The 23,986-nt window shown below is 59.6% G+C and carries 28 protein-coding genes and 2 tRNA genes; 20 read left to right on the forward strand and 10 right to left on the reverse strand.

Going from position 1 to position 23,986, the window contains the following annotated elements:
* Positions 1 to 6: 6 nt before the first annotated feature.
* From AADW23_RS10530 to AADW23_RS10560, 7 genes are all read right to left on the reverse strand, one after another.
* Positions 7 to 780 carry an L-iditol 2-dehydrogenase gene (locus AADW23_RS10530; RefSeq protein ID WP_341860894.1) on the reverse strand — a complete coding sequence of 258 codons (774 nt, stop codon included), beginning with the start codon at positions 778 to 780 and terminating at the stop codon, positions 7 to 9.
* A complete protein-coding gene (locus AADW23_RS10535; protein ID WP_341860895.1) occupies positions 777 to 1,781 on the reverse strand; it encodes an ABC transporter ATP-binding protein in 1,005 nt (334 codons plus the stop codon). The genes AADW23_RS10530 and AADW23_RS10535 overlap by 4 nt, the downstream gene beginning before the upstream one ends.
* A gap of 11 nt (positions 1,782 to 1,792) precedes the next feature.
* A complete protein-coding gene (locus AADW23_RS10540) occupies positions 1,793 to 2,623 on the reverse strand; it encodes a carbohydrate ABC transporter permease (RefSeq protein ID WP_341860896.1) in 831 nt (276 codons plus the stop codon).
* 10 nt (positions 2,624 to 2,633) lie between these two features.
* Positions 2,634 to 3,500, reverse strand: a complete 867-nt coding sequence (locus AADW23_RS10545; RefSeq protein ID WP_341860897.1) for a sugar ABC transporter permease — start codon at positions 3,498 to 3,500, stop codon at positions 2,634 to 2,636.
* A 125-nt stretch (positions 3,501 to 3,625) separates the two neighbouring features.
* Positions 3,626 to 4,945 carry a sugar ABC transporter substrate-binding protein gene (locus tag AADW23_RS10550; RefSeq protein WP_341860898.1) on the reverse strand — a complete coding sequence of 440 codons (1,320 nt, stop codon included), beginning with the start codon at positions 4,943 to 4,945 and terminating at the stop codon, positions 3,626 to 3,628.
* Positions 4,946 to 5,065: 120 nt separating this feature from the next.
* The gene (locus AADW23_RS10555) at positions 5,066 to 6,097 is read right to left on the reverse strand and encodes a LacI family DNA-binding transcriptional regulator (protein WP_341860899.1); all 1,032 of its coding nucleotides are present in this window, start codon (positions 6,095 to 6,097) and stop codon (positions 5,066 to 5,068) included.
* A gap of 174 nt (positions 6,098 to 6,271) precedes the next feature.
* Positions 6,272 to 6,346 (reverse strand) — tRNA-Thr (locus AADW23_RS10560).
* Between the two features lie 190 nt (positions 6,347 to 6,536).
* Here AADW23_RS10560 and AADW23_RS10565 point away from each other — a divergent pair.
* From AADW23_RS10565 to AADW23_RS10595, 7 genes are read left to right on the forward strand one after another with little or no spacing between them, the layout of a single operon-like run.
* Positions 6,537 to 6,707 (forward strand): hypothetical protein, encoded by a 171-nt coding sequence (locus tag AADW23_RS10565; protein ID WP_341860900.1) that lies wholly within the window; start codon positions 6,537 to 6,539, stop codon positions 6,705 to 6,707.
* A gap of 17 nt (positions 6,708 to 6,724) precedes the next feature.
* Positions 6,725 to 7,984 carry a UDP-N-acetylglucosamine 1-carboxyvinyltransferase gene (gene murA, locus AADW23_RS10570; protein ID WP_341860901.1) on the forward strand — a complete coding sequence of 420 codons (1,260 nt, stop codon included), beginning with the start codon at positions 6,725 to 6,727 and terminating at the stop codon, positions 7,982 to 7,984.
* On the forward strand, positions 7,981 to 8,442 hold the full coding sequence (locus AADW23_RS10575) for a DUF2948 family protein (protein ID WP_341860902.1): 462 nt from the start codon (positions 7,981 to 7,983) through the stop codon (positions 8,440 to 8,442). The genes murA and AADW23_RS10575 overlap by 4 nt, the downstream gene beginning before the upstream one ends.
* Complete coding sequence (locus AADW23_RS10580; protein WP_341860903.1) at positions 8,439 to 9,446, forward strand: GNAT family N-acetyltransferase; 1,008 nt, start codon at positions 8,439 to 8,441, stop codon at positions 9,444 to 9,446. Before AADW23_RS10575 ends, AADW23_RS10580 begins: the two co-directional genes overlap by 4 nt.
* 47 nt (positions 9,447 to 9,493) lie before the next feature.
* Positions 9,494 to 10,798, forward strand: coding sequence for a histidinol dehydrogenase (hisD, locus tag AADW23_RS10585; RefSeq protein WP_341860904.1), 1,305 nt, complete (start codon positions 9,494 to 9,496; stop codon positions 10,796 to 10,798).
* Between the two features lie 6 nt (positions 10,799 to 10,804).
* Positions 10,805 to 11,278 carry a UPF0262 family protein gene (locus AADW23_RS10590; protein ID WP_341860905.1) on the forward strand — a complete coding sequence of 158 codons (474 nt, stop codon included), beginning with the start codon at positions 10,805 to 10,807 and terminating at the stop codon, positions 11,276 to 11,278.
* A 4-nt stretch (positions 11,279 to 11,282) separates the two neighbouring features.
* Positions 11,283 to 11,741: a low molecular weight phosphatase family protein gene (locus AADW23_RS10595; protein ID WP_341860906.1), complete on the forward strand. Its 459-nt coding sequence runs from the start codon at positions 11,283 to 11,285 to the stop codon at positions 11,739 to 11,741.
* Positions 11,742 to 11,772: 31 nt separating this feature from the next.
* On the opposite strand, the gene AADW23_RS10600 is transcribed toward AADW23_RS10595, so the two are convergent.
* On the reverse strand, positions 11,773 to 12,129 hold the full coding sequence (locus tag AADW23_RS10600) for a VOC family protein (RefSeq protein WP_341860907.1): 357 nt from the start codon (positions 12,127 to 12,129) through the stop codon (positions 11,773 to 11,775).
* 109 nt (positions 12,130 to 12,238) lie between these two features.
* On the opposite strand from AADW23_RS10600, the gene AADW23_RS10605 reads away from it, so the two are divergent.
* From AADW23_RS10605 to AADW23_RS10640, 8 genes are all read left to right on the forward strand, one after another.
* Positions 12,239 to 12,973 (forward strand): WYL domain-containing protein, encoded by a 735-nt coding sequence (locus tag AADW23_RS10605; protein ID WP_341860908.1) that lies wholly within the window; start codon positions 12,239 to 12,241, stop codon positions 12,971 to 12,973.
* A 60-nt stretch (positions 12,974 to 13,033) separates the two neighbouring features.
* The gene (locus tag AADW23_RS10610; RefSeq protein WP_341860909.1) at positions 13,034 to 13,435 is read left to right on the forward strand and encodes a ketosteroid isomerase-related protein; all 402 of its coding nucleotides are present in this window, start codon (positions 13,034 to 13,036) and stop codon (positions 13,433 to 13,435) included.
* A complete protein-coding gene (locus tag AADW23_RS10615; protein WP_341860910.1) occupies positions 13,432 to 14,013 on the forward strand; it encodes a GNAT family N-acetyltransferase in 582 nt (193 codons plus the stop codon). The genes AADW23_RS10610 and AADW23_RS10615 overlap by 4 nt, the downstream gene beginning before the upstream one ends.
* Positions 14,010 to 14,900: a carbon-nitrogen hydrolase family protein gene (locus AADW23_RS10620; RefSeq protein ID WP_341860911.1), complete on the forward strand. Its 891-nt coding sequence runs from the start codon at positions 14,010 to 14,012 to the stop codon at positions 14,898 to 14,900. Before AADW23_RS10615 ends, AADW23_RS10620 begins: the two co-directional genes overlap by 4 nt.
* A 69-nt stretch (positions 14,901 to 14,969) precedes the next feature.
* On the forward strand, positions 14,970 to 15,188 hold the full coding sequence (gene infA, locus AADW23_RS10625) for a translation initiation factor IF-1 (RefSeq protein WP_341860912.1): 219 nt from the start codon (positions 14,970 to 14,972) through the stop codon (positions 15,186 to 15,188).
* Positions 15,189 to 15,194: 6 nt separating this feature from the next.
* Positions 15,195 to 15,743, forward strand: a complete 549-nt coding sequence (locus AADW23_RS10630; RefSeq protein WP_341860913.1) for a hypothetical protein — start codon at positions 15,195 to 15,197, stop codon at positions 15,741 to 15,743.
* A 12-nt stretch (positions 15,744 to 15,755) separates the two neighbouring features.
* The gene (locus tag AADW23_RS10635; RefSeq protein WP_341860914.1) at positions 15,756 to 16,328 is read left to right on the forward strand and encodes a Maf family protein; all 573 of its coding nucleotides are present in this window, start codon (positions 15,756 to 15,758) and stop codon (positions 16,326 to 16,328) included.
* On the forward strand, positions 16,325 to 17,371 hold the full coding sequence (locus AADW23_RS10640; RefSeq protein ID WP_341860915.1) for a ribonuclease E/G: 1,047 nt from the start codon (positions 16,325 to 16,327) through the stop codon (positions 17,369 to 17,371). Before AADW23_RS10635 ends, AADW23_RS10640 begins: the two co-directional genes overlap by 4 nt.
* Positions 17,372 to 17,516: 145 nt before the next feature.
* Here AADW23_RS10640 and AADW23_RS10645 read toward each other — a convergent pair whose 3' ends face one another.
* Entirely contained in the window at positions 17,517 to 18,782 is a 1,266-nt protein-coding gene (locus AADW23_RS10645; protein ID WP_341860916.1) for a lytic murein transglycosylase, read from the reverse strand.
* Between the two features lie 139 nt (positions 18,783 to 18,921).
* On the opposite strand from AADW23_RS10645, the gene yacG reads away from it, so the two are divergent.
* Entirely contained in the window at positions 18,922 to 19,104 is a 183-nt protein-coding gene (gene yacG / locus AADW23_RS10650) for a DNA gyrase inhibitor YacG (RefSeq protein ID WP_341860917.1), read from the forward strand.
* 102 nt (positions 19,105 to 19,206) lie between these two features.
* Positions 19,207 to 19,281 (forward strand) — tRNA-Phe (locus AADW23_RS10655).
* A gap of 1,247 nt (positions 19,282 to 20,528) precedes the next feature.
* On the opposite strand, the gene AADW23_RS10660 is transcribed toward AADW23_RS10655, so the two are convergent.
* Positions 20,529 to 20,945 carry a Stf0 family sulfotransferase gene (locus AADW23_RS10660; protein ID WP_341860918.1) on the reverse strand — a complete coding sequence of 139 codons (417 nt, stop codon included), beginning with the start codon at positions 20,943 to 20,945 and terminating at the stop codon, positions 20,529 to 20,531.
* Positions 20,946 to 21,586: 641 nt separating this feature from the next.
* On the opposite strand from AADW23_RS10660, the gene AADW23_RS10665 reads away from it, so the two are divergent.
* From AADW23_RS10665 to AADW23_RS10675, 3 genes are all read left to right on the forward strand, one after another.
* A complete protein-coding gene (locus AADW23_RS10665; protein WP_341860919.1) occupies positions 21,587 to 21,901 on the forward strand; it encodes a TIR domain-containing protein in 315 nt (104 codons plus the stop codon).
* 178 nt (positions 21,902 to 22,079) lie between these two features.
* The gene (locus AADW23_RS10670) at positions 22,080 to 22,955 is read left to right on the forward strand and encodes a DUF4231 domain-containing protein (protein WP_341860920.1); all 876 of its coding nucleotides are present in this window, start codon (positions 22,080 to 22,082) and stop codon (positions 22,953 to 22,955) included.
* 68 nt (positions 22,956 to 23,023) lie between these two features.
* Positions 23,024 to 23,863, forward strand: a complete 840-nt coding sequence (locus tag AADW23_RS10675; RefSeq protein WP_341860921.1) for a hypothetical protein — start codon at positions 23,024 to 23,026, stop codon at positions 23,861 to 23,863.
* The last annotated feature ends 123 nt before the right edge of the window (positions 23,864 to 23,986 follow it).

Genomic DNA, 23,986 nt, shown 5'->3' on the forward strand with positions numbered 1-23,986 from the left:
CTTTCATCAACTCATCCACTGGCCGCCATCGACGTTGTAGCATTGCGCCACAATGTAGTCGGCCTCGGGAGAGGCGAGGAATACGGCCATCCCGGTCAAATCGTCCGGCGTGGCAAAGCGCCCCGCGGGGACGCCTGCGGCCACTTCGGCCTTCTTTTGTCCCGGCGCCTTGCCCTCTAGCCGGGCAAAAGTCGCGTCCACATGGTCCCAATGAGCCCCGTCCACGACGCCCGGCGCAATGGCGTTCACGTTGATCCCGTGGCCGATCAGATTCAGCCCCGCCGATTGCGTCATCGAGATCACCGCCGCCTTGGTAGAGCAGTACACCAGCACCAAGGGCTCTCCGCGTCGGCCCGCCTGGGAGGCCATGTTGATAATCTTGCCGCCGTGGCCCTGTGCGATCATCTGTTTCGCTGCGGCCTGCATGGTGAACAGCGTGCCTGCCACGTTCACGTCATATAGTTTTTCATAGCTCTCGCGCGTGATGTCGACGGTCTCGGCGGCATCGAACAAAGCGGCGTTGTTCACCAGAATGTCCAGCTTTCCAACGGTCTGAATGACCATCGCGATCGCCGCGTCGATGCTGGCTTGATCCGTCACATCAACCTGCACCGCGTAGGCGTTCTCTCCCAATGCGTCAGCGGTTGCTTGCGCTGCGGCCAGGTCGATATCGGCAACGGCCACCTGCGCGCCTTCGCGCAGGTAAGCCTCGGCAAATCCGCGTCCAATACCCCGGGCTGCCCCGGTAATCAGGGCGGATTTGCCATCAAGCCGTTTCATGCAATCCGCAAACCATCGGCGCCAAAGCGGTGCAGGTGCTTGTCCTGCGGCGTCAGGTAAACGGTGTCACCGTGCTTCACGGACATTTCGCCATCGGCACGCACGGTCATTGGGTCGCAACCCTCGATCCCGTGGATATGGATGAACGTGTCAGATCCAAGGTGCTCTGCCACGCCAACGGTGCCCTGCCATTTGCCTTCAGTCATCGACACGTCGATGTGCTCGGGGCGAATGCCGATGGTGTGAACGCCATGTTCTGCGGCGGCTGCACCCTCGATCAGGTTCATCTTTGGCGATCCGATAAAGCCCGCAACAAAAGTGTTACGCGGTGTGCGGTACAGATCCAGAGGAGAGCCGACCTGCTCGATATGACCGGCACGCAGGACCACGATCTTGTCGGCCATGGTCATGGCTTCAACCTGGTCGTGGGTCACGTAGATCATTGTTGTATCGAGTTTTTTGTGCAGCTCCGAGATCTCCATCCGCATCCCCACACGAAGCGCGGCGTCCAGGTTGGACAGCGGCTCGTCGAACAGGAAGGCCGAAGGCTCACGCACAATGGCCCGGCCAATGGCAACACGCTGGCGTTGACCACCCGAAAGCTGGCCCGGACGCCGATCAAGATAATCGGTCAGGTTCAGCGCGGCAGCAGCAGATTCGATCCGGCGGTCTTGTTCCGCCTGATCCATCTTGGCCATCCGCATCGGAAACGCGATGTTCTTGCGCACCGACATATGCGGGTAGAGCGCATAGGATTGGAACACCATCGCCAGGCTACGTTTGGCAGGGGGCACCATCGTGGCGTCTTCGCCATCAATGTTGATCTGCCCGCCCGATACATCCTCCAACCCTGCGATCAAACGCAGGAGGGTGGATTTACCGCACCCCGAGGGGCCAACGAAGACAACGAATTCACCGTCGTTAATTTCCAGATCCAGCGGCGGGATGACTTCCACATCACCGAACTTCTTTTGCACTTTTTGAAGCGTAATACGTCCCATGGGTCGTCTCCTTACTTAACCGCGCCGAAGGTCAGGCCCCGGACAAGTTGTTTCTGGCTGAACCAGCCAAGGATGAGGATTGGCATGATCGCCATAGTCGAGGCCGCCGAAAGTTTGGCGAAGAACAGGCCCTCGGGTGAGGAATAGCTGGCGATGAATGCCGTAAGCGGTGCGGCATCCACGGACGTCAGGTTCAACGTCCAGAACGCTTCGTTCCATGCGAGGATGAAGTTCAGCAACAGGGTCGAGGCGATGCCCGGCACTGCCATTGGCGTCAGCACGTAAAGGATTTCTTCGCGCAGTGTGGCCCCGTCCATCCGGGCGGCCTCAAGGATCTCACCGGGGATTTCCTTGAAGTAGGTGTAAAGCATCCAAACGATGATCGGCAGGTTGATCAGCATCAAGATCACGACCAGGGCAAAGCGGTTGTCCAAGACCCCAAGCTGAATGCACAGCAGGTAGATGGGGTAGAGCACGCCCACGGCGGGCAGCATCTTGGTGCTCAGCATCCAAAGCAGGATGTCTTTGGTCCGGTGCGAGGGCACGAAGGCCATCGACCAGGCCGCAGGCACCGCGATGATGATGCCCAGAACGGTGGACCCGCCCGCGATGATGATCGAGTTGGTCAGGAACCGCAGGTAGTTAGAGCGTTCCAGGACCACACCGTAGTTTTCCAGCGTCCAGTCAAAAGCCAGGAAGATGGGTGGGTTGGCGATCGCCTCGGCCTCGGTTTTGAACGAGGTCAGGACGGTCCAGAGGATCGGGAAGAAGATCAGCAACCCGATGATCCACGCAAAGGTCGTATTCAAAGCTTTGCGTTGGGGTGTAACAGCACGTGCCATATCTATTCCCTCACTTGTCCAGGTTTTTGCCGACGATGCGCATCAGGAAGATGGCAACGATGTTGGCAAGGATGATGGCGTAGACGCCGCCTGCGCTGCCCAAGCCCACGTTCTGGCTTTCCAGCACGCGCTGGTAAATCAGATAGGTCAGGGTCCGCGTTCCGAACGCGCCGCCGGTGGTCACGAAGATTTCGGCGAAAACGGCCAGCAGGAAGATCGTCTGGATCAGCACCACAATGGTAATGGCGCGGCTCAGGTGGGGCAGGGTGATGAAGATGAAGCGCGACAGCGGGGGCGCCCCGTCCATTTCGGCCGCTTCCAATTGCTCACTGTCCAACGACTGGATCGCCGTCAGAAGGATGAGCGTTGCAAACGGCAACCACTGCCAGGACACGATCAAGACGATCGAGAAGACCGAGGCGTCTTGTAGCCACACCACCGGGTCGGCACCGAAGAACCTCCATAAATGCGAGAAGACGCCGTTGGTCGGGTCCATGAACATGTTCTTCCACACCAGCGCCGAAACGGTGGGCATAACGAAGAACGGAGCAATCACGAGGATACGGACGATCCCTTGGCCCCACATTGGCTGATCCAACAAGATCGCCAGAAGGACACCCAGAACGATCGAGATCAGCAGGACACCGCCCACGATCAACAATGTTGTGCCAACGGCCGGCAGGAAGGACCGCGATGTTGCGAAGTCTATGAAGTTGTCGAAACCGGCCCATCCAAGGTCGCCACCACGAAGGGGGCGATAGTCTCGGAACGAGAACCACAACGTCATGCAGAGCGGTACGAGCATCCAGACGAGTAGCAGAAAAACTGCTGGCGCCATCATGATACGAGCCGCTGATCGGGAATGCTGAGTCGCCATGACACATATCCTCTGCGTTCGAGCCAAAGGGCTCGGTTAATCGGAAAGAAAGTAAATTGTAGGGGATTTGGTGTTGGAAGGCGACGCGTACGCCGCCTTCCTAAGTTGGCTAGGAAATCAGAGGCTTACTGGTAGCCAGCTGCTTCCATGGCTTCGTTCGTGATCGCCTGGGCGTTCGCCAGAGCTTCTTCGATGGTCTGCTGACCAGCGTAAGCGTTGGAGAATTCCTGGCTTACTTCAGTTGCGATACCGGCAAACTCCGGGATTGCCGCGAACTGAACACCAACATAGGGGCTCTCTTCGACGGTAGAGTTGTTCGGATCGGCCGACAGGATGCTGTCCAGCGTCATCTGAGCGAATGGAACCTCGAGGTAGTTGGGGTTCTCGTACAGGGATGTGCGTGCACCGGGTGGTACGTTCGCCCAACCTTCGTTCTCAGCAACCAGTTCGATGTAGCCGGTGGATGTTGCCCACTCGATGAACTGCATGGCTTCGTCCTGCTGCTGCGTACCGGCAGGAATTGCCAGTGCCCATGCCCAGAGCCAGTTGGAACGACGGCCAAGACCGTTGTCGGGTGCCAGGGCGAAACCAACCGAGTCAGCAACTTCGCTGTCGTCTGGGTTGGTTACGAAGGATGCCGCTACAGTCGCGTCGATCCACATGCCGCACAGACCCTGTTGGAACAGCGAGAGGTTCTCGTTGAAGCCGTTGGTCGCGAAACCGGCAGGACCGGACTCTTGCATCATGTCGTTGAAGAAGTTCAGCGTGTCGGCCCATTCCTGGGTGTCGAACTGAGCGTTCCAGTCCATGTCGAACCAGCGTGCGCCGAAGGAGTTGGACATCGCAGTGATGAATGCACCACCTTCGCCCCAACCTGGCTTGCCGCGCAGGCAGATGCCGTTGATTTCGGCGTCACGGTCGGTCATGGCAGCCGCGGCTTCGCGGATGAATTCCCATGTTGGCGCGTCTGGCATTTCCAGGCCAGCAGCTTCCATCAGGTCCGTGCGGTACATGATCATGGAAGATTCGCCGTAGAACGGTGCCGCGTATAGCGTGCCGTCGTGGGACAAACCGCCTGCCATTGCGGGCAGGATGTCGTCAACATTGTACTCTTCCGACAGGCCGTCCAGCGGGACGAGCCAGCCGTTTGCGCCCCAGATGGGTGTTTCGTACATGCCGATTGTCATGATGTCGAACTGGCCACCGTTGGTGGTGATGTCCGTTGTGACGCGCTGGCGCAGAACGTTCTCTTCCAGTGTTACCCACTCGACGGCGATGCCCGTTTCAGCGGTGAACTGGTCGGTGTAGCCCTGCATGCGGACCATATCGCCGTTGTTTACAGTAGCGATGGTGATTGTGGCCGAGTGGCCGTCCGCGAAAGCAGCAGTACCTGCTGCGCAAATTGCGAGCGCTGTTGTGGCGCCCAAAGCTCTTTTGAGAGACATCCGAGTTCCTCCCTGAAGTTGGATGTTGCCCATTCAAGATGCGAGAAGACGGACGCCGGGTCAATGAAAAACTTTACGCGCGTAAATTTTTGGCAAATCCGTAAAATTTGCGCATAATTTTCAGGAAGATGCGCGAACGATTAATTTCGCGGGATATACCGTTTCGGTCCGTTCCTTGAAGCGTGCGCCGTTTTCGATCAGCTCAAACAGGGTGTCCACGCTGCCTTTCGACACCGAATCGTAATCGTGGGCGGCGGTTGTCAGGGCAGGACAGGTGAAGCGCGAGAAGGGGTGGTCGTCGTGGGACGCAACGCGCAAGGCGCAATCATCGTTGCGCCCCACGCGCAGGCCACGCTCGTAGCAAGCCGCCAGAAAGCCGATGGCAAGGCGGTCGTTACTACAGATAACGGTGTCCGTCGGTAGCTGCTTGGTTTCCAGCACATGGTGTGCGCCCTGGCGCCCGATCTCCTCAAACGCCCAACCGTCGCCGCCAATGCTGACGACTTGCGGCTCCATCCCGCGCGATTCCATCGCGGCGATATAGGCTTTGCGGCGCTTGTTTGCGTTCGGGTTGGCGGGGTTCTTCATCTCGAAGAAGCACGGCGGGCCGCCGTTTTCGCTGATGTATCCTACTGTCTGCTCTACAAAACTCACGTTGTCCGAGCCGATGAACGCCTCGCCCATGCCGTCCAGATTACTGTCGAACAAGATGGTGGGCACGTCGCGGCAAAACTTCTCGACCGCGCTTTTGTCCGAGGCGCGACCCAGCGGGGCCATCAACACGCCCGCAGGCTTCAGGGACCGCAGGCTCTCCAAGTTTTCGGCCTCCTGCTCGGTACTACCATGGGAGCTTAGGACAATCGGGCGGAAGCCTGCCTCAATCAGCATCATCTCGATGTTACGGGCGATCTCGGCAAAGAACGGGTCCGCCAGATAGGGCACCATGACGCCGATGTTCTTGGTCATTCGGCGGTTCTGGTTCACCGCGTAAATGTTGGGCCGATAGTCATACAGGTCGAGCGCTTTTTCGATTCGCGCGCGCGTCGTGGCCCGGACACTTTGCGGGTCATTGAAGTATTTCGATATCGTAGGCCGAGAAATGCCGCTGACGGCGGCGAAGTCTTCCATATTTCTGATCTGTTGGTCCGACATCTTATCGATGGCTCCCCCCTACTCATCTGAAATGTAGTGCCGCGTTGGCTGTTTGAGAAGCAAAAATCTTGTCGCGCGTAAAGATTTGGTGCCTGAAGCGCACGATAGAAGGCAAGTCCAGCCGCCCAAGCGTCGCCCTCGGAAAACCCGTAACCTGCTGCCATTGTAGGGGAATGGTGCTGTGAGGGAGGATTGAACTCCCGACCTCGTCATTACCAATGACGCGCTCTACCACTGAGCTACCACAGCATTCCGTGCCGGTTATTAGCCGCGGTGTCTGGGCCGTGGCAAGTGGGTCCGAACATGACCCGTTCAAAATTGTCTTCCGTTCCCACCAAGGCAGGCGCTTAGCAACATTTCGCCGCGTCCTAGACGTTGACGCGCCCCCATGCAAGCGCAATCTGGACGCCTCTGCCCGCGCGGGGTAAAGGCTAGGGCCATGGCGCAGAAAACTACCAAGGGCCAAGGCACCAAATCCGCGAAACCGGGCCGTGAGGATCGGTTGAAAGCGGCGTTGAAGGCCAATATGGGCCGCCGCAAGGCACAAACGCGCGCCCGTGCAGCGGCGGGTGACGATCAGGATCAAACCGGAAAACCGGTGGACGAGTAAACGAGAAGGCAGGGCAGATGGATAGAATTGTCGTAAAGGGTTCGGGCCCGCTCAGTGGGCAAATCCCGATTGCGGGGGCGAAGAACACCTGCCTCAAGCTGATGTGCGCGGCCTTGCTCAGTGATGAGCCGCTGACGCTCACCAATGTGCCGCGTCTGTCGGACGTGGCCACGCTGTCGGAACTTCTCGAAAGCCTCGGCGTGCAAATCGGGCGGCTGGACGAGGGCCAGACCCTCGCGTTTTCCGCCAACACACTGACCTCCCAGTTGGCGCACTACGATATCGTTCGTAAACTTCGCGCCTCTTTCAACGTGCTAGGCCCGCTTCTGGGCCGCACCGGAGAGGCAATCGTGTCATTGCCCGGTGGCTGTGCCATTGGCGCGCGGGCGGTGGATTTCCACCTTGAAGGGCTCAAGAAAATGGGTGCCAAGGTGGATCTGCGCGACGGCTACGTGCACGCCTCGGGCGATCTGAAGGGCGCTGAGGTTGAATTTCCGTTCCCCTCCGTGGGCGCGACCGAGAACGTGATGTGCGCCGCCGTGCGTGCCAAGGGCACGACTGTCATCAAGAACGCCGCGCGTGAGCCTGATACCAAGGCACTCGCCGATTGTCTGATCGCCATGGGCGCGGACATCGAAGGGGCGGGGACCGAAACCATCGTCGTGCGCGGCGTGGATCGGCTCCATGGCGCGACCCACCGCGTGATTACGGACCGGATCGAAATGGGCACCTATATGTGCGCCCCCGGCATCGCGGGCGGCGAGGTGGAATGCCTCGGTGGCACCCGCGATCTGGTCGCTTCGCTTTGCGACAAGATGGAAGAAGCGGGTCTGGAGATCACGGAAACCGACGCGGGCCTGAAGGTTCGTCATCCCGGCGGGCGCTTGAAGGCCGTCAACGTGACCACCGCGCCGTTCCCCGGCTTTCCTACTGATTTGCAAGCACAATTCATGGCGATGATGTGCTTTGCCGAGGGCACTTCGGTGCTGGAAGAAACGATCTTCGAAAATCGCTTCATGCATGCGCCCGAACTGTTGCGCATGGGCGCGCAGATTGATGTGCAAGGCAACACCGCCCGCGTCACCGGCGTTGAAAGCCTGCGCGGTGCGCCGGTCATGGCCACCGATCTACGGGCCTCGGTCTCGTTGATTCTGGCGGGTCTGGCGGCTGAAGGCGAAACAGTGGTTAACCGCGTTTACCACCTTGATCGCGGCTACGAGCATCTGGCCCGCAAGCTGCAAGGTGTCGGCGCAAATGTAGAGCGGATTTCCGAATGACCCAAGACGCCCGATTTGAGGATGCGAGCGACGCCCCCGTCGCCTTGCGCGCCCTGGAGGCCGCCGACGTGCCCGTCATTTCGGCCCTTGTCCAAGACGCGATTTTTCCTGCCGCCGAGATGCGGTGGGAAAAAAGCCGTCGCCGGTTTGCCTTGCTTATCAACCGTTTCCGTTGGGAACAGCAGGGCGGCACCCCCGAACGGGTGCAGGCGGTTCTGGCCGTGGAGGATGTCTTGAAGGTGTCCAGCCAAGGCATCGACCGCGCCGATCCCGATCTGGTGTTCTCGGTCCTCGCCCTCAACTGGACCCCGTCCGAGGATGGCATGGGCCGGTTGGAGCTGACCCTTGCGGGCGACGGCGCCATCGCGCTGGAGGTTGAGGCGCTGGAAATCACCCTCAAGGACGTCACGCGGCCCTATGGCGCCGTTTCGGGCAAGGCGCCCACGCACCCGGAATGATCGTAGCGCGCACGCTGAAGCCGGGCGATCTGCCCGCGCTGTCTGCCCTGCGCCTTGAAGGTATCCGCCTGTTTCCCCACGCTTTTCTGCTGTCCGAGGCAGAGGCGCAAGCCAGCGACGCACCCTTGCGCCGATGGATCGAGAGTGGCACCGTCTTCGGCCTTTTCGATGCTGCCCGCCTGATCGGCTTCGCGGGTCTGGCCCCGCAACGCAACGCCCTGTCGCGCCACCGCGCCTCCCTCGGCCCGTTCTACGTGACCCCAGACGCCCAGGGCGCGGGCGCGGCGGATCGGCTGATGGATCACCTCGTCGCAGCGGCCAAAGACCAAAACGCCACGCAATTGGAACTCTATGTCGCCGCCGCAAACCCCCGGGCCCGCGCGTTCTATACCCGCCACGGCTTTGCCACTTCGGGCCGTTTGCCCGCAGCGGTGATCCAGGACGGTGCGTCCCAGGATGACCTGTTGATGGTCCGCGATCTTACCCAAGATATCGCGCAACCCGGCCCCGATGGCCTGCGCCGCCTTGGCCCCGGTGATTGGCGCATGTACCGGGCTATCCGTCTGGAGATGCTGGAAAAAGAGCCGATGGGCTTTGGCATGACCGCGGCTGAATTTGCCGCCATGCAGCCCGACGAAATCCTGCCTTGGATGGCGAATTCCAACATCTGGGCGGTGATTGAGGGCGGCGTGATCCTTGCCACAGCCGCTTGGTTCATCATGCCCGGCGCGGTTCAGGCGCACCGGGGCCATGTGGTCGCCGTTTATACGACCCATGCCGCACGGGGCAGGGGGCTGGCAGGCAAGCTGTTGGCGGAAATCGCGGCAGAAGCGCAGGCGCAAGGCAAGATGCAATTGGAACTCGACGTGGGCGTCGAAAACACCGCCGCCATCAGGGCTTACGAGGCCGCAGGCTACCGCATCGCCGCCACGATCCCCAATTGCCTGAACCATGGGGGCCACATCCATGACCAGCATTTGATGATCCGCCCCCTCAACGCTTGAGGCTCCGGCCCCCGCACGCTATCTGCCCTCCAACGCGAGGAGGGCCCATGCCACAGTTTCTCAACACCAAGGACGCCGATTTTGAGGCGCGTTTCGCCGCGCTTCTCGATATGAAGCGCGAAGATGCGCCCGATGTGGATGCCATCGTGGCCGATATTATCGCCGATGTGCGCGCGCGCGGCGATGCCGCTGTGCTGGAACTGACCGCTAAGTTTGACCGTCTGACCCTCACGCCCGAGACCCTCGCCTTCAGCGCCGAGGAGATCGCGGCAGCGATCGAGCAGGTGCCAGCGGCAGAGCGCGAAGCGCTCGAACTGGCGGCAGAGCGCATCCGCGCCTACCACATACGCCAACGTCCCGAAGACGCTCGCTGGACCGACCCCGACGGCGCGGAACTGGGCTGGCGCTGGGGCCCGGTCTCGGCGGCGGGCCTCTATGTGCCCGGTGGCCTCGCCTCTTATCCCTCTTCCGTTTTGATGAACGCCATTCCCGCGGCGGTGGCCGGGGTGGAACGCCTCGTGATCTGCGCCCCCACGCCCGACGGCGTCGTGAACCCTCTGGTGCTTCTGGCCGCAAAGCTTTCCGGCGTGGATACGGTCTACCGCATTGGCGGGGCGCAGGCGATTGCCGCCATGGCCTACGGCACCGAAACCATTGCGCCCGTTGATAAAATCACCGGACCGGGCAACGCCTTTGTCGCGGCGGCCAAGCGCCGGGTGTTTGGCAAGGTGGGCATCGACATGATCGCCGGCCCCTCGGAAATCCTGGTGATTGCCGATGGCGATAACGACCCCGATTGGATCGCCACCGATCTGCTCAGCCAGGCCGAACATGACGAATCCGCGCAATCCATTCTGATTACCACCGATGCCGCCTTTGGCGCGAAGGTGGCCGAGGCCGTTACCCGGCAACTTGAAACGCTGCCCCGGGCCGCCATCGCGGGTGCCAGCTGGCGCGACAATGGCGCGGTTATCATTTGCGATGACCTGTCCCAGGCCGCCGCCCTTTCGGATCGCATCGCGCCAGAACATCTGGAGCTTTGCGTCGCCGACCCCGAGGCGCTTTTCGCGCAGATTACCCACGCGGGCGCCGTTTTTCTTGGGCAATGGACTCCAGAGGCGATCGGCGATTACATCGGCGGGCCGAACCATGTGTTGCCCACAGCGCGTTCTGCGCGTTTCTCCAGCGGTCTGAACGTGTTGGACTTCATGAAGCGCACGACGTTGGCCCGCATGACGCCCGACGCCCTCAAGGCGATTGGCCCGGCGGCAGAGGTCCTTGCGGCCTCGGAAGGATTGGACGCCCACGGCGCGTCTGTGGCGGCGCGATTGGCGCGGTTGAACAGGGACTAAGGGACTATGACGATGCACATTTGCCATATCGAGATCGACACCGATGGCTTGCCCGCTCCGACGCCCGAGATCGAGCAGGAGCGCAAGGTCGCGATTTTTGATCTGCTGGAGGAAAACACCTTCACGCTGCCCCACGAAGATGCCCCCGCCGGTCCCTACCGCGTGACGCTGGCGATCCGAGAGAAACGCCTGGTGTTCGATATTGATACCGAGGACAGCGCTGATGCGGCCGAGTTTCACCTGTCGCTGTCACCCTTTCGGCAGACGGTGAAAGACTACTGGCAGATTTGCGAGGCCTACTTTGACGCGGTCAAGAAGCTGCCCCCCTCGCAGATCGAGGCGATTGATATGGCCCGCCGGGGTATCCACAACGAGGGTGCGCGCCTGTTGCAGGAACGCCTGGAGGGTAAGGCCGGGATCGACATCGACACCGCCCGCCGCCTGTTCACCCTGATCTGCGTCCTGCACTTCGGAGCCTGAGCCCTTGGCCCAAGACTTCCCGCAATCCGTTTTGTTCTGCTGCGACCACAACTCTACCCGGTCGCCGATGGCCGAAGGCTTGATGAAGAAATTCTACGGCCACCGCGCCTATGTCCAATCGGCGGGCGTGAAGGGCGAGATGGAGATCGACGGGTTTGCCGTCGCCGTTTGCGCCGAATTGGGGGTGGAACTGGAACGCCACCGCGTCCGCTCCTTTGATGAAATGGAGCAATGGGGCGATGATCTGTCCGGCTTTGACCTGATCGTGGCTCTGTCCCCCGCCAGCCAACGCCGCGCGCTGGAGATGACGGGGACGTTTCACGTCGACGTGGAATATTGGCCGATCATCGACCCCACGGGCCTTGGCGAAACCCGTGAAGCCAAGCTGACCAGCTACCGCCAGGCCCGCGATCAGATCGTGACCCGCATGACAGAACGCTTCGGCCCGGCGACAGAGGAATAGTGCCCCAACCGCCGCGCACGATGCCTGTCGCTTAGTCCGAAAGGCACAGCTTGTTGCCGTCCAAGTCCCTCACGTAGCCCGAAAATTTCGGCCCTTTCTGGCAGGGTGCCCCCTCGCAACGACCGCCCAACTCCAGCGCCAGCGCGTGCATCCGTGTGACCTCTGCGGCGTCGCCCACGGCGAAGCCTACCATGGTGCCATTGCCCACCGTCGCGGGCGCGCCGTCAAAGGGTTCTGCCACCGCGAAGGCGAAATCCGCGCCTATGAAATAGGTCATCCGCTCCGATGGCGCCATGACGTGCACCCCCGCTTTTGCAAACAGCGCGGTGTAGAAGGCAACGGCAGCCTTTTGGTCATTGGTGCCGACGACATAGTAGTTCATCTTCATGGGTCATTCTCCGACTTTTGGGGTGGTGAGTGGGGCAGGGGGGAAGCCCCCGCACCGGCTCTGGCGTCGGTCTATTGTTAAATGTGACATTTTATGTCCTATTTGTTCCATGACCCGCGCCAATGCGTCAGACAGGATCAGGCGGCTCGATCAATTGGCGGTGCAGCTGAAGCAAGACAGCCATTGCACCGTCGCCGATCTTGCCCGCCAACACGGCGTCTCCGCGCGGACCATCGCGCGGGATCTTGCGTTGATGCGCGACCAAGGCTTGCAGATCGACGCCGACCGGGGGCGCGGCGGCGGTGTGCGTCTGGATCGGAACTGGGGCGTGGGCCGGGTGAACCTTTCCTACGCCGAAGCGGTGGATTTGCTCATCAGCATCGCCGTGGCCGAACAGATGGAGTCGCCGCTGTTTCTGGCCAGCCTCGGCTCTGTGCGGCGGCAGCTCGAGGCCTCGTTCTCGCCCGAGAAACGCGCCAAGGTGGACCGCCTGAAATCGCGTATCGTGATTGGGGTGACGTCCTCCACCTTCGTTCAGGCCGGGGCCACCGCGCCCCCCAAACGGGTGGTGCAAGCGCTGCATCAGGCCTTCGTTGATCAAAAGCTGCTGAAAATCCGTTATCAGCGCGAGGACGGTGAGACCTCGGACCGATTGATCGCGCCTCACTACCTGCTGCTCAAATACCCGATCTGGTACGTGGTGGCCTTTGACACCTTGCGCCAAAGCCCCCGGACGTTTCGCTGTGACCGAATGCTATCTGCTTTGGGAACCGAGGATCACTTCCCCTTGCTCCCAAAGGATAAACTTGGCCCCTCCCTGTTCGATGAAACGCCCTTCGCCTAAGGCGTCGCGCCCCGCCGCAGGGCCATTGCCCACCCCCGCCTCTGCGCTTATTCTGGGGCCATGGACACCACAGATCTCATCACCCGCTATTACGCCGCGTTCAATGCCGCCGACACCGACGCCATGATCGCCTGCCTTGCCCCCGATGTGGCCCACCACGTGAACGAAGGTAACGTCCGTGTCGGGACCGAGGCGTTCGCCGCCTTTTGCGCCCATATGACCCGCTGCTACCGCGAAAATCTCACCGATATCGTGGTCATGGCCACCCCCGATGGCACCCGCGCGGCGGCAGAGTTCACCGTCAACGGCACCTATCTGCAAACCGACGAAGGGCTGCCTGCGGCCCAGGGGCAAACCTACTGCCTTCCGGCGGGCGGTTTCTTCAGCGTGGCAGACGGGAAAATCACCCGCATCGTGACCTATTACAATCTGGCCGACTGGATGGCGCAAGTCAGCCCATGACCATACGGGTCGCGGCCCTGACCGGTGCGGCGCTGACCGCCGCGCTGCCCGATCTCGCCCGTCTGCGGATCGAGGTGTTTCGCGCCTTTCCCTATTTGTATCAGGGGGATGAGGCCTACGAGGCCAATTACCTGCGCTCTTACCAAGACACCCCCGGTGCCATCCTTGTGGCGGCCATGGAGGGCACGCGCATCGTTGGCGCGGCCACGGGGATGCCGCTTGTGTCCCATGCCGATGCCTCGCAACTCTCCGGTCCCGTGCCGGACGTTGAAACGATTTTCTACTGCGCCGAAAGCGTGCTTTTGCCCACCTATCGCGGCCACGGCATCGGCCATCGCTTCTTTGACCTGCGCGAAGCCCACGCCCGCGCCCTTGGCCACGCCCATTCCGCCTTCTGCGCCGTGATCCGCCCCGCCGATCATCCCGCCCGCCCTTCCGGGTACAGCCCCCTCGATCCGTTCTGGCAAGCCCGAGGCTACGCGCCGCTGCCCGGTGTCACGGCACAGTTCCACTGGGCCGACGTTGGCGATACAGATGAAATACCCAAGTCCCTGCAATTCTGGATGAAACCTCTATGAAAATCGCCACCGCCGCCTATTCACTGGACCTGCTGCCGGATTTCACCGCCTACGCCGAGAAGCAGATCAACTGGGTGCGTGAAGCGGCCCGCGAAGGCGCGGAATTGCTGGTGTTCCCCGAATATGGCCGGATGGAATTGGCGGCTCTGTCGGGGCCTGATGCGGCGGCGGATCTGGAAGCCAGCCTCCACGCCGCCCACGCCTATACGGAAGAGGCGGACGCGCTGATGGCCTCGCTGGCGGAAGGCTACGGCGTCCATATCCTCGCCGCCTCCGGCCCGGTGTTCGAGGAGGGGGCAGAGCGTCCGGTAAACCGCGCCTCTCTCTTTGGGCCCGATGGGTTTCTGGGGGACCAGGACAAGCAAGTCATGACCCGGTTCGAGCGCGAGAAATGGGACGTCGTCCCCGGTGAGCCGCTGGAAGTCATCGACACCGCCCTTGGCAAGATCGGCACGCTTATTTGCTACGATGCGGAATTTCCTCTGCTGGGGCGCGAATTGATCGAACAGGGCGCCCAGATCATCCTTTGCCCGTCCTGTACCGATAGTCTCGCCGGCTATTCCCGGGTGCGGATCGGGGCCATGGCGCGGGCGCTGGAGGGGCAGTGCGTGACCGTGCAATCGCCCACCGTGGGCGACGCCAAATGGTCCCCCGCAATCGACGAAAACGTAGGGATCGCAAGCGTTTACGGCCCGCCCGACCTGGGCTTCCCGCCCAATGGCATCATCGCCGAAGGCACGCTGAACACCCCCGGCTGGACCTTCGCCGAGATCGACCCCGCCGCCATCGCCCGTGTGCGCGCCCAGGGCTCTGTCTTCAACCACGCCCATTGGCCCGAGAGCCACGCTCGCGCCGACCAAAGCCGAAAGCTGCGCGATTTGCCTTGAAACCTTTGGGGTTTAGGCGCATTTAGCCGAAATCAGCCCCACCGTCGGGGCGCAATCAATGGAGTACCCATGGCTAAGGAAGAGATGCTCGAATTTCCTGGTGTCGTTAAGGAACTCCTGCCCAACGCGACATTCCTGGTCGAGCTCGAAAACGGCCATACCATTATCGCGCACACGGCAGGCAAGATGCGCAAGAACCGCATCCGGGTTCTGGCAGGCGACAAAGTTCAGGTTGAAATGACCCCCTACGATCTGTCCAAAGGCCGGATCAACTACCGCTTCAAGTGATCTCCCGTGTCTGAGCGCACGATCACCACGCCTGAGATGTCCGATGCGGTCACGGCCTATGCCGCGACCCTTGGCGATGGCGTTGCGGAATATGTCACGGTCGCGCCCTCTGACGGCGCGATTGAAGACCAACCTTTCTACAATGTGATCCTTGCAGGGGCCACGCCCGTGTTCGGCTGGCTGGTGTGGGAACTCACCGGTTATTGGCTGGAAGCACAGCGCCACGCCGTGATTGATCGCGATGGCGCTCTGGTCGATATCACCCCGCCGCTGGACGGAGAGGAAAAGATCCTGTTCATCCGCGATAGCGATTGGGCGTTTGACTACCTCGACCCCAAACCCCTGCGCAAAGCCCAACGCCACCTTTTGACCGATGACGCCGATGTGGTGAAATGGGCAAAGCTGGCCGACGACGTGGATGCCTTCAAATGGCGTCATACCAAGTTCAAGGGCGACAAGTCCGAACTGGTGATCCCCGAAGGCAAAGACATGCGCCGGATGGAGCGGTTGCAGCGCGACTACAATGCCGCCGCCCGTATCGCTCTTGCGAAATAGATCGGGCATCCAATGAAGCTCATTCTCGGCTCTGGCAGCCCGCGTCGCGTTGAAATTTTGGCGGTCTTGGGTCTCACGCCCGATGATATCCGCCCCCCCGATATCGACGAAGCCCCCCTGAATGGCGAACTGCCCCGCGCCTATGTGGACCGGATCATCAAGGGCAAAGCGGCTGCCGTGCCGTCCGATGCGGGCGATGTGGTGCTCTGCGCTGACACGACCGTGGCCGTGGGCCGCCGCATCCTTGGCAAGCCAAGCGATGAGGCCCAGGCCCGCGAATTCCTGACCCTTCTGGGCGGACGCCGCCACCGGGTTCTGACTGGTATCGCGGTGAAATCTGACAAGGGCCTGTCCACACGCATCGTCGAAAGTCGTGTGAAGATGAAGCGCCTCAGCAAGGTAGAGCTGGACGGCTACATCGCCACGGGCGATTGGCAGGGCAAGGCAGGCGGCTACGCCATCCACGGTCCCGCGGGCGCTTTCATCCCGTGGATATCGGGCAGCCACTCGGCCATTGTCGGCCTGCCAATGGTGGAAACCGCGCAGCTTCTGCAAGCGGCGGGTATAGAGGTGTGGAAAACATGAAAGGCACAGTCGTTCTTCTAGATGAAGTCGCAGGCCGCCGCGCCGCCGCGCTGATGGTGGACGGGAAACTGCACGATATCTTCATCGACCCGCCCGAAGGGGCGGCCCCCGGTGTTGGCGCGATCTCTCGGGCAAAAGCTGACCGGCCGTTGAAAGGGCAGGGCGGGATCACCTTGAATCTGGGCAATGGCGACAAAGGCTACATGCGCCGCGCGAAGGATATCGCGCCGGGCGATGTGTTTCTGGTGCAGGTCTCGGGCGTGGCAGAACCGGGCAAAGCGGCCCCCGTGACGCCGGACCTGATCTTCAAATCCCGCTATGCGATTGTGACGCCGTTCAAGCCTGGCCTAAACGTCAGCCGTGCGATCCGGGACGAGGACGAGCGCGACCGGCTGTTGGAAATCGCCCATGACGTGGGCGTGTACCGCGAGGACTACGGCATCATCGTCCGGTCCAGCGCCGAAGGTGTCGACGCCGAGGAGGTCCGCCAGGACATCTACTTGATGTGTAAGACCGCGACGGCGACCCTTGCGGAATTCACGCCGGGCCACGCCGCTCCGCCGGAATGGCTGCTCGATGCCGACGACGCCCACACCCGCGCGTGGCGCGAATGGGACGCGCCTGACGAGGTGATCGAAGGCGGGTTTGCCGACAACGGCGTTCTGGAAGCCGTCGATGCGGCACTGGCCGCGCGTCAGCCGCTGTCCGGCGGTGCCTATGCCTATGTGGAGGCCACCCGTGCCCTCGTGGCAGTGGATGTGAACACCGGCGCCGACCACTCCCTCGCCGCCGGGTTGAAAGCCAACCTCGCGCTGGTCCGAGACTTGCCACGCTTGACACGGATCAAGGGGCTCGGTGGGCAGATCACCCTCGACCTCGCGCCGATGCCCAAACGCGACCGCAAGCAGGTGGAGGACGCCGTGAAAAAGGCGTTCCGTCTGGGGGGCGGTGATGTGGTCGTGGCGGGCTGGACCCCGCTGGGGATGCTGGAGCTGACCCGCAAGCGCGACCGTGCCCCCTTGGCACAGGTCTGGCCGCGATAGGCGACCCAAAGGCACCCCTTGGAAGCCGCACAATCGCCGCACAGAAGTCGGGTAAATTGGCCCGCCACTGTGCGCAAACCGCGTATGTACGCGATGTGTACGCCCCGGTGTACGCCCGGTGTACTGACGTTACAGGGCGGTCAGGCTACCGCAACCGCCGCAACAGCGCCGCCGATGGCTCGCCCGTCACGGGCAGCCCATTGGCCGCCTGATACGCCTCAATCGCCGCTTCCGTGCCCGATCCAATGACCCCATCGGGGGTGCCCGCGTCGTATCCGGCGCGGTTCAAGGCCTCCTGCAATTGGCGGCGTTGGGACTGGGTCAGACCGCTGGCGTCGGCACCGAATTCCTGCCTCAGGGGCCCCCCTCCGGCGATACGATCAGACAGATATCCAACCCCGATCCCGTAGTTGGTGGAGTTGTTGTAACGCAGGATCACGTTGAAGTTGTGGAACAGCATCCACGCCGGCGCACCGGCCCCGCCGGGGGCATATATCGCCGCTGATCCGTGGTCGGGCAGGGCGCCGCCACCGGCCCGCCGCACGCCCGCTTCGCGCCAACTGGCGACCGATCGGCGGGTGTCGCGCCCCGTCGTCGCGCTGAACCCACTGGGCAGCTGCACTTCCATCCCCCAAGGCTCTCCGGTGCGCCACCCCGAGCGGTTGAAATAGCTCGCGGTAGAGGCGAATGAGTCGGTCGGATCATTGCTCCAGATATCGCGCCGTCCGTCGCCCCTGAAATCGACGGCATGCTCCTCGTAAGTGGTTGGAATGAATTGCGTATGTCCCATCGCGCCCGCCCAGGATCCCAGCAGGCGATCGGGCGTCGTGTCGCCGTTCTGGATGATGCGGAGCGCGGCGATTGTCTGCGCCTCAAAGAAGCGCCCGCGCCGCCCTTCCCATGCCAGCGTGGAGACCGCCGAAATCACCGGAATATCGCCCAAACGGGTGCCGTATCGGCTCTCTACGCCCCAGACGGCACAGCAGATTTCAGCGGGCACGCCGTAGCGCGCCTCGACCTCGTTCAGGACGCTGCGATGGGTAGCAAAACGCGACCGCCCAAGGCTGACATCGTCGTCGCCCGCCACCAGGGCGAGGTAATCTTCCGTGGTCCGCCGGAACTCCGTCTGGTTGCGGTCCCGCTCCACCACGCCAGGCAGGTAGCCCGCGTTACGCAGCCCGCGCGTCAGCGTATCGTCCGAGATCCCCGCCGCCCTTGCGCGGGCCCGAAACCCGGTGAGCCACTCACTGTAGGAGGCATTGGGCTGCGGCATGAACTCGGGATCGGTCGATGGCCCCCCATCCCCGGCCGAGCCGATGCCCAGACCGCCCCCGCCGCCAATCCCGCCGACACAGCCGCTCAAAGCCGCACAAGCGCCGCCCGCCCCAAATGTCCGCCGTGTCATACGCATATTATTCGCCCTCAAAATGTTTCCCCAGACCTAGCGACGTAGGACCATACAATGCAAGGGAATCAACACGATCCATGGCTTGCAGGCGCCCCTCCGCTCGCGCACAATAGCGGCCGCATCCATAGCCGGAGACAGCCCCTTGCCTTGCCCGATTTGTGAAAAAGACACCGACAAAACCTTCCGCCCCTTCTGCTCCAAGCGCTGCGCAGACGTGGACCTGGGGCGCTGGCTGAACGAATCCTACGCGGTTCCCTCCACCGACCCGGAGGACATGGAACAAGCTTTGTCCGAGGCCGCACAGGCCGCCCCCAAAATACACTAAACGCAAAGGGTTAGAAAAACCCTCCAGACCCTATGGACAGTGCCGCGCGAAGGCCCTAGAACGCGCCCACCCGAGGGACTTTCCTGAAGTCCCTGAACCCGTGCCCGGGTAGCTCAGGGGTAGAGCAGTGGATTGAAAATCCTCGTGTCGGTGGTTCGATTCCGCCCCCGGGCACCATTTTAGAAAAAACCCTTTAATATCAACAACTTACGAAAGCCAAAAAGCCTCGTGAGTTGAGTGATTTTTGCGGTTCATTCCCGCATAGAAATTTCAGCCAAAAATTAAGTCACTGTTATTAAACGATTTTATTTTTTGACGGATCTTCTGAGCGACCGTTTTACCCACTTTTTTACCCACTATTCCGCACGTCTACCCACAAAAAAGGCCAGTTTTGCAGTTTTAGGCGATGGCTTTGGTGCCCATGCGCAAAGGGCAGGTCTGTGGCACCAGGAAATAAGTCTTCCAAATATCGTTATTTTACAGTGGTCTGGGGCTCCCGGGCTGTGAGCATTCGCGACGTGGCCAGTTTCACGAAGGCATGCCCGAGCAGTGGATCTACAGCCCACTGCTCGGGCAAGGATAGTGCATCGTGAATGTACATAAGAGCGTCAAAATTGATGGCTTATAGTGCATATTTAATGCGTGAGGGCTTTGTAAAAGGGGTCTTCATATGACCTGTCTTAGCCTCCCGGTACGCGCCGCTAAAAACATGAATGTTTGCAGCCTGCGCAGTGTCCTCGGCCAGCCGTTTCTTACCGACTTCTATTTAGTACCTGAACGATTCAGAGAACTTCCCGCTAATATCCGCTCACCCCTTTCTTGCATGTAAACACACACAGGGAGCAACGGATGACACAGCACGTTGTCCGACTGTTTGTCCTCGAACTTTGAGGCTGACAAAGTCTCATTTTCTTTGTCGCTAACGCCGTCCAGAACAAACCTTAACTTGTCCACCCGATCGCTAAGACAAGGCGCGTTCAGGGGGGCGATCAGTTGAACGATGTTTGCACGTGGTCGGCTTCTTGATGCCTTCGATGTTCTGTCCGTCGTGGCTCTTTGTTGTCGTGCGCATTGTCCATTGCTCAGTGGCTACTGTTGACCAACAAGTACAGACTTAGACAATCGCATTTATCGGCCCCACGTGCGCTGGCGTCATACAGATTACTTTCCGAAAATGCGGGAAGTAAGTCCTTTGCATTCGGAAGCCGCGATCGTCTGAATGTCAGCTTGGAACAGGGGCGCAGTCTTGGATCACTCGTTCGTGCAGACCTACGTTTTCTGTCCCTCCGGAAGGCGGACGTTTTCGATGCAAGCCAGACGTCCAGTAACTAGATGCAGGCCGCGCAGCAGCTTCTCAGAAGTGGCCGTTCATCCGAAGCGCTCGCGATTACGAAATTGGCGACTGATCAGCGGGACTTAGCTGCCTATTGAACTTCAAATGCAAATGTCAGCTTCGCGTATTTCTGCTCAACCGCGCATGTCTTCCTTAAGAAAACGCTCTCGATACGTTCAACGTCACTCATGGGAATTGGCGACAGATACGAAAGCTGCTCCATGAAGAAGCCAAAACTGCCCCGCTGCATGCGCAGGCCGAAGATGTCGGTGTTGGCCATGCCTCGGGCCAGCGCCGCCTCGAAGACCGCTTGAACAGCCGCCTCCCGCGAGGCGAACTGCGTTTCATCAAGCCCATAGACGGCCAACCACCGTTCAACCGAGGGCGTATGGAAGTGCGAGTCTGGCATTCCAGACACGCCAGTTGCCGCAAGTAACTTGCACAGCAACGTGCTCCCACTGCGGGGAGTTGTGCAGATCACATAGGAGCGCGACGGAAGCTTGGTCAAATCTTGAACGGCCTTTTGCAGTGTGGCTATCGCTAGCGGTCAGTTGTGCAAGACGCAGCATCGGTTATCCAAGGCTCGAAACTGCGGGTCTCCGCATTGCGACGTCGTCCCGTCTTCCCGTCGTTACTCACGGCCCTTTCCTGCCGTTCAACAATCGGTTTAATGCGGCGTCGCAGCTTTTGCATTGCGGCCATTCGTTCATCACGTAGCATTTTGTCATGCCAAACGTCGGCCTGCGGGACGGAACGGAACATACCGAACTTGGATTGGGCTTCTCGGATAGAACAATGCGGCTTGCACTCTTAGTGCGACAGGAGCCCATCATGAGCTTAATAGATTCATCGTTCCGCGTAACTCGCCGATTTAATGGTGCCCGGGGCAGGAAATCCTCGTTTGAATACCGAGCCAAATTTGGATTCCTGCTAGATGCGTGTAAGTTCGACAGTCGGCACAGACGCCGTCCGTTGCTTGAGGAGCGGAAAATGTAGGCATATCCACTCACCGCTGCCCGGAACGCTTCTGCCAAAGCAAAGTGCTCTTCACATGATGCTTTGAAACCCATCGATTTTGGGTTGCACCGGGTCGTCAACAGGACCAACCTTCGGTTCATTGTTATCTAGGGAAAAGAACGGAGCCAAGCATTGGGTTATCGCAATAAAACATATGTTATTTTTGACGGCGATGAGGATATGTGGGCCTACGCCTTCATGAAGGGTTGGAAGCAGAACAAAAACATCGACTTTGACTTCCACGACGCTCATGATTTGAACACGATTACAAACGCGTCCAGCGAAGAGAATACAAAGCGAAAACTCCGTGAGCGTTTTTCTGGCGCAAAGCAGGCGGTCGTGCTGGTCGGAGAATCGACCAAAAATCTATACCGTTTCGTGCGTTGGGAAATTGAGGTCTGCCAAACGCTTGGACTGCCGATCGTTGCAGTCAATCTTACGGACTAAGAAAGCATGATCCGAACCTCTGCCCCCCAATCCTTCGGAATACAGATGCAATCCACGTTTCTTTCAACGCTCGGATAATCAAGCACGCTATGGATAATTTCGGTGGAAATTATGCAAAGTACAAAGGCCAAGGCGACAATTGGCATTATAAAGAAAAAGTCTATAAGGACCTTGGATTGTGAAATCAGGAGATTACCCAGCTCTATTTCGATCTTCTGATGAAGCTTCCAACGCGGCACAGGCAACTTATCTTTGGCTGATTCGACTTCAGTATGGGCTTCTTGTATCCGCAGCAGCAGTTGCTCTATGGTTTGATCGGCTACCTAACCTTTTATTGTTGTTTGCGTTTATAGTCGGCGCATCCACAACGCTGCTCATCTTCATGTCTGTGAAGAAGCCGGAGAAGGACTGGTATGGCTGCCGTGCCCTTGCTGAGTCTATTAAGACATCGACTTGGCGTTACATGATGCGCGCCGAACCCTTCGAAAACGTTCCGCAACTCAACGAAGTTAGGATCAAGTATGCCGCCTTTCTTAAGGAAATCTTGGATGCAAACAACCACGTACAAGAATCTATTAGTCGGCGACCTCACGCAGGCGATCAAATAACACTAAAGATGGACGAGGTTCGTGCACGGCCCTTGTCGGAACGTCAGGACCTTTACCTGGTTGAGCGCATCAACGAGCAGCGCGGTTGGTACGTAAAAAACGTGAAAAAAAATCGCCGACGCTTTGTTGGATGGATTATTTTTTGCGTTTTCGTGCAAGGAAGTGCGATTGCGCTTGTTCTTCTCCGTTCAAGCCAACCGGAATTTTTTTCGATCTGGCCAAGCGAGCCGCTTCTCGTTGTCGCTGCTGCATCACTTGGCTGGATACAAATAAAGAAGTTTAATGAATTGGCCTCTGCATATAGCCTTACAGCGCACGAAATTGGGATAATTCAGACGCGCCTAAAAATGGTAAACGGAGAGCAGGAGTTTTCCGAATTTGTTAATGAGGCAGAGAGAGCATTCTCCCGTGAGCATACACAGTGGGTGGCTCGCCAAAACGATTAAGAGATCGTATCGCAAGCGGTTATCTGGTTTTCACCAGTTTCTAAATCATGATCGGATGGAATGGTAAGATGTTCAACCTTATTATGCTCAATATCGACTGGACTAGCGGTAAAGGGTCTATTCCTATAGATCGAATATTTGAGTACACTGAAGACCATATCAAAGATCTATTTCTTGATAACGGCCGCCCATCACTTGACCGCTTAAGGGCGCTTCCATGCTTATTTATGGAAGAAGGGACTGGAGATGAAACAGTTTATGTAGGTCAACTAATCAGAGCGAGAATCGTGGGCGGTGAAGTTTCCTTCGGGTTTTCACTCGATGCCGATGTCCCCCCTCTCCAGAACGGTTTCATCTACGAGAGACAGCTGGAAGTTGATATGCCGCGAGACTTCGAGTTCTCTCGCAATCACTGGGCTGTGAAAGATGTAGACCTGTACCGCTTCCTACTAAACAGCGTACGCCCCCGTCGCCAGCGGCCCACTATTTTTCAAATTTCCGAGCATGAAAGCATCGAGCCGACGCTCGCCTCTGCAATGATGCCATTTGCTGCAGAGTTCTCCGACGTCTATACGAGCATCCAACAGGCTGCCACAAACGCGGGGCTTCGATGCAGGCGAGCCGACGACATATGGGAGAACGCCGCAATTATTCAGGACGTGGTAGCCTTGATTGATCGCTCCCGCGTCGTGATCTGTGATTGCAGCGGTCGAAACCCAAATGTGTTTTACGAGGCCGGTATCGCGCACACGCTTGGGCGTGAGGTTATCCTCATCGCGCAAAGTGAGTACGACATTCCTTTCGATCTGCGACACCTTCGGTTTGTAAAATACCATAACAACACAGAGGGGCGCGAGGCCCTCGCCACGGCATTGACAGGGCGGATTCAAACCATACTCGGGCACTGAAGCGTGACTTATTGCTCGTGTGTGTATTCCGGAGCATCCGGCCGGTCATTCCGATAGTATCGGCCACTTAGACCGGGGTATCCGGCCGCCCTTCTAGCGAGACAACGTCCCAACGGTCCCGCG

It is taken from the genome of Gymnodinialimonas sp. 57CJ19, assembly GCF_038396845.1.
GTDB lineage: Bacteria > Pseudomonadota > Alphaproteobacteria > Rhodobacterales > Rhodobacteraceae > Gymnodinialimonas.

Excerpts from the sequence above, each read along its gene's own strand:
- AADW23_RS10530 (WP_341860894.1), bottom strand. The coding sequence starts at position 780 with ATGAAACGGCTTGATGGCAAATCCGCCCTGATTACCGGGGCAGCCCGG.
- AADW23_RS10535 (WP_341860895.1), bottom strand. The coding sequence starts at position 1,781 with ATGGGACGTATTACGCTTCAAAAAGTGCAAAAGAAGTTCGGTGATGTG.
- AADW23_RS10540 (WP_341860896.1), bottom strand. The coding sequence starts at position 2,623 with ATGGCACGTGCTGTTACACCCCAACGCAAAGCTTTGAATACGACCTTT.
- AADW23_RS10545 (WP_341860897.1), bottom strand. The coding sequence starts at position 3,500 with ATGGCGACTCAGCATTCCCGATCAGCGGCTCGTATCATGATGGCGCCA.
- AADW23_RS10550 (WP_341860898.1), bottom strand. The coding sequence starts at position 4,945 with ATGTCTCTCAAAAGAGCTTTGGGCGCCACAACAGCGCTCGCAATTTGC.
- AADW23_RS10555 (WP_341860899.1), bottom strand. The coding sequence starts at position 6,097 with ATGTCGGACCAACAGATCAGAAATATGGAAGACTTCGCCGCCGTCAGC.
- AADW23_RS10565 (WP_341860900.1), top strand. The coding sequence starts at position 6,537 with ATGGCGCAGAAAACTACCAAGGGCCAAGGCACCAAATCCGCGAAACCG.
- murA (WP_341860901.1), top strand. The coding sequence starts at position 6,725 with ATGGATAGAATTGTCGTAAAGGGTTCGGGCCCGCTCAGTGGGCAAATC.
- AADW23_RS10575 (WP_341860902.1), top strand. The coding sequence starts at position 7,981 with ATGACCCAAGACGCCCGATTTGAGGATGCGAGCGACGCCCCCGTCGCC.
- AADW23_RS10580 (WP_341860903.1), top strand. The coding sequence starts at position 8,439 with ATGATCGTAGCGCGCACGCTGAAGCCGGGCGATCTGCCCGCGCTGTCT.
- hisD (WP_341860904.1), top strand. The coding sequence starts at position 9,494 with ATGCCACAGTTTCTCAACACCAAGGACGCCGATTTTGAGGCGCGTTTC.
- AADW23_RS10590 (WP_341860905.1), top strand. The coding sequence starts at position 10,805 with ATGACGATGCACATTTGCCATATCGAGATCGACACCGATGGCTTGCCC.
- AADW23_RS10600 (WP_341860907.1), bottom strand. The coding sequence starts at position 12,129 with ATGAAGATGAACTACTATGTCGTCGGCACCAATGACCAAAAGGCTGCC.
- AADW23_RS10605 (WP_341860908.1), top strand. The coding sequence starts at position 12,239 with ATGACCCGCGCCAATGCGTCAGACAGGATCAGGCGGCTCGATCAATTG.
- AADW23_RS10610 (WP_341860909.1), top strand. The coding sequence starts at position 13,034 with ATGGACACCACAGATCTCATCACCCGCTATTACGCCGCGTTCAATGCC.
- AADW23_RS10615 (WP_341860910.1), top strand. The coding sequence starts at position 13,432 with ATGACCATACGGGTCGCGGCCCTGACCGGTGCGGCGCTGACCGCCGCG.
- AADW23_RS10620 (WP_341860911.1), top strand. The coding sequence starts at position 14,010 with ATGAAAATCGCCACCGCCGCCTATTCACTGGACCTGCTGCCGGATTTC.
- infA (WP_341860912.1), top strand. The coding sequence starts at position 14,970 with ATGGCTAAGGAAGAGATGCTCGAATTTCCTGGTGTCGTTAAGGAACTC.
- AADW23_RS10635 (WP_341860914.1), top strand. The coding sequence starts at position 15,756 with ATGAAGCTCATTCTCGGCTCTGGCAGCCCGCGTCGCGTTGAAATTTTG.
- AADW23_RS10640 (WP_341860915.1), top strand. The coding sequence starts at position 16,325 with ATGAAAGGCACAGTCGTTCTTCTAGATGAAGTCGCAGGCCGCCGCGCC.
- AADW23_RS10645 (WP_341860916.1), bottom strand. The coding sequence starts at position 18,782 with ATGCGTATGACACGGCGGACATTTGGGGCGGGCGGCGCTTGTGCGGCT.
- AADW23_RS10675 (WP_341860921.1), top strand. The coding sequence starts at position 23,024 with ATGTTCAACCTTATTATGCTCAATATCGACTGGACTAGCGGTAAAGGG.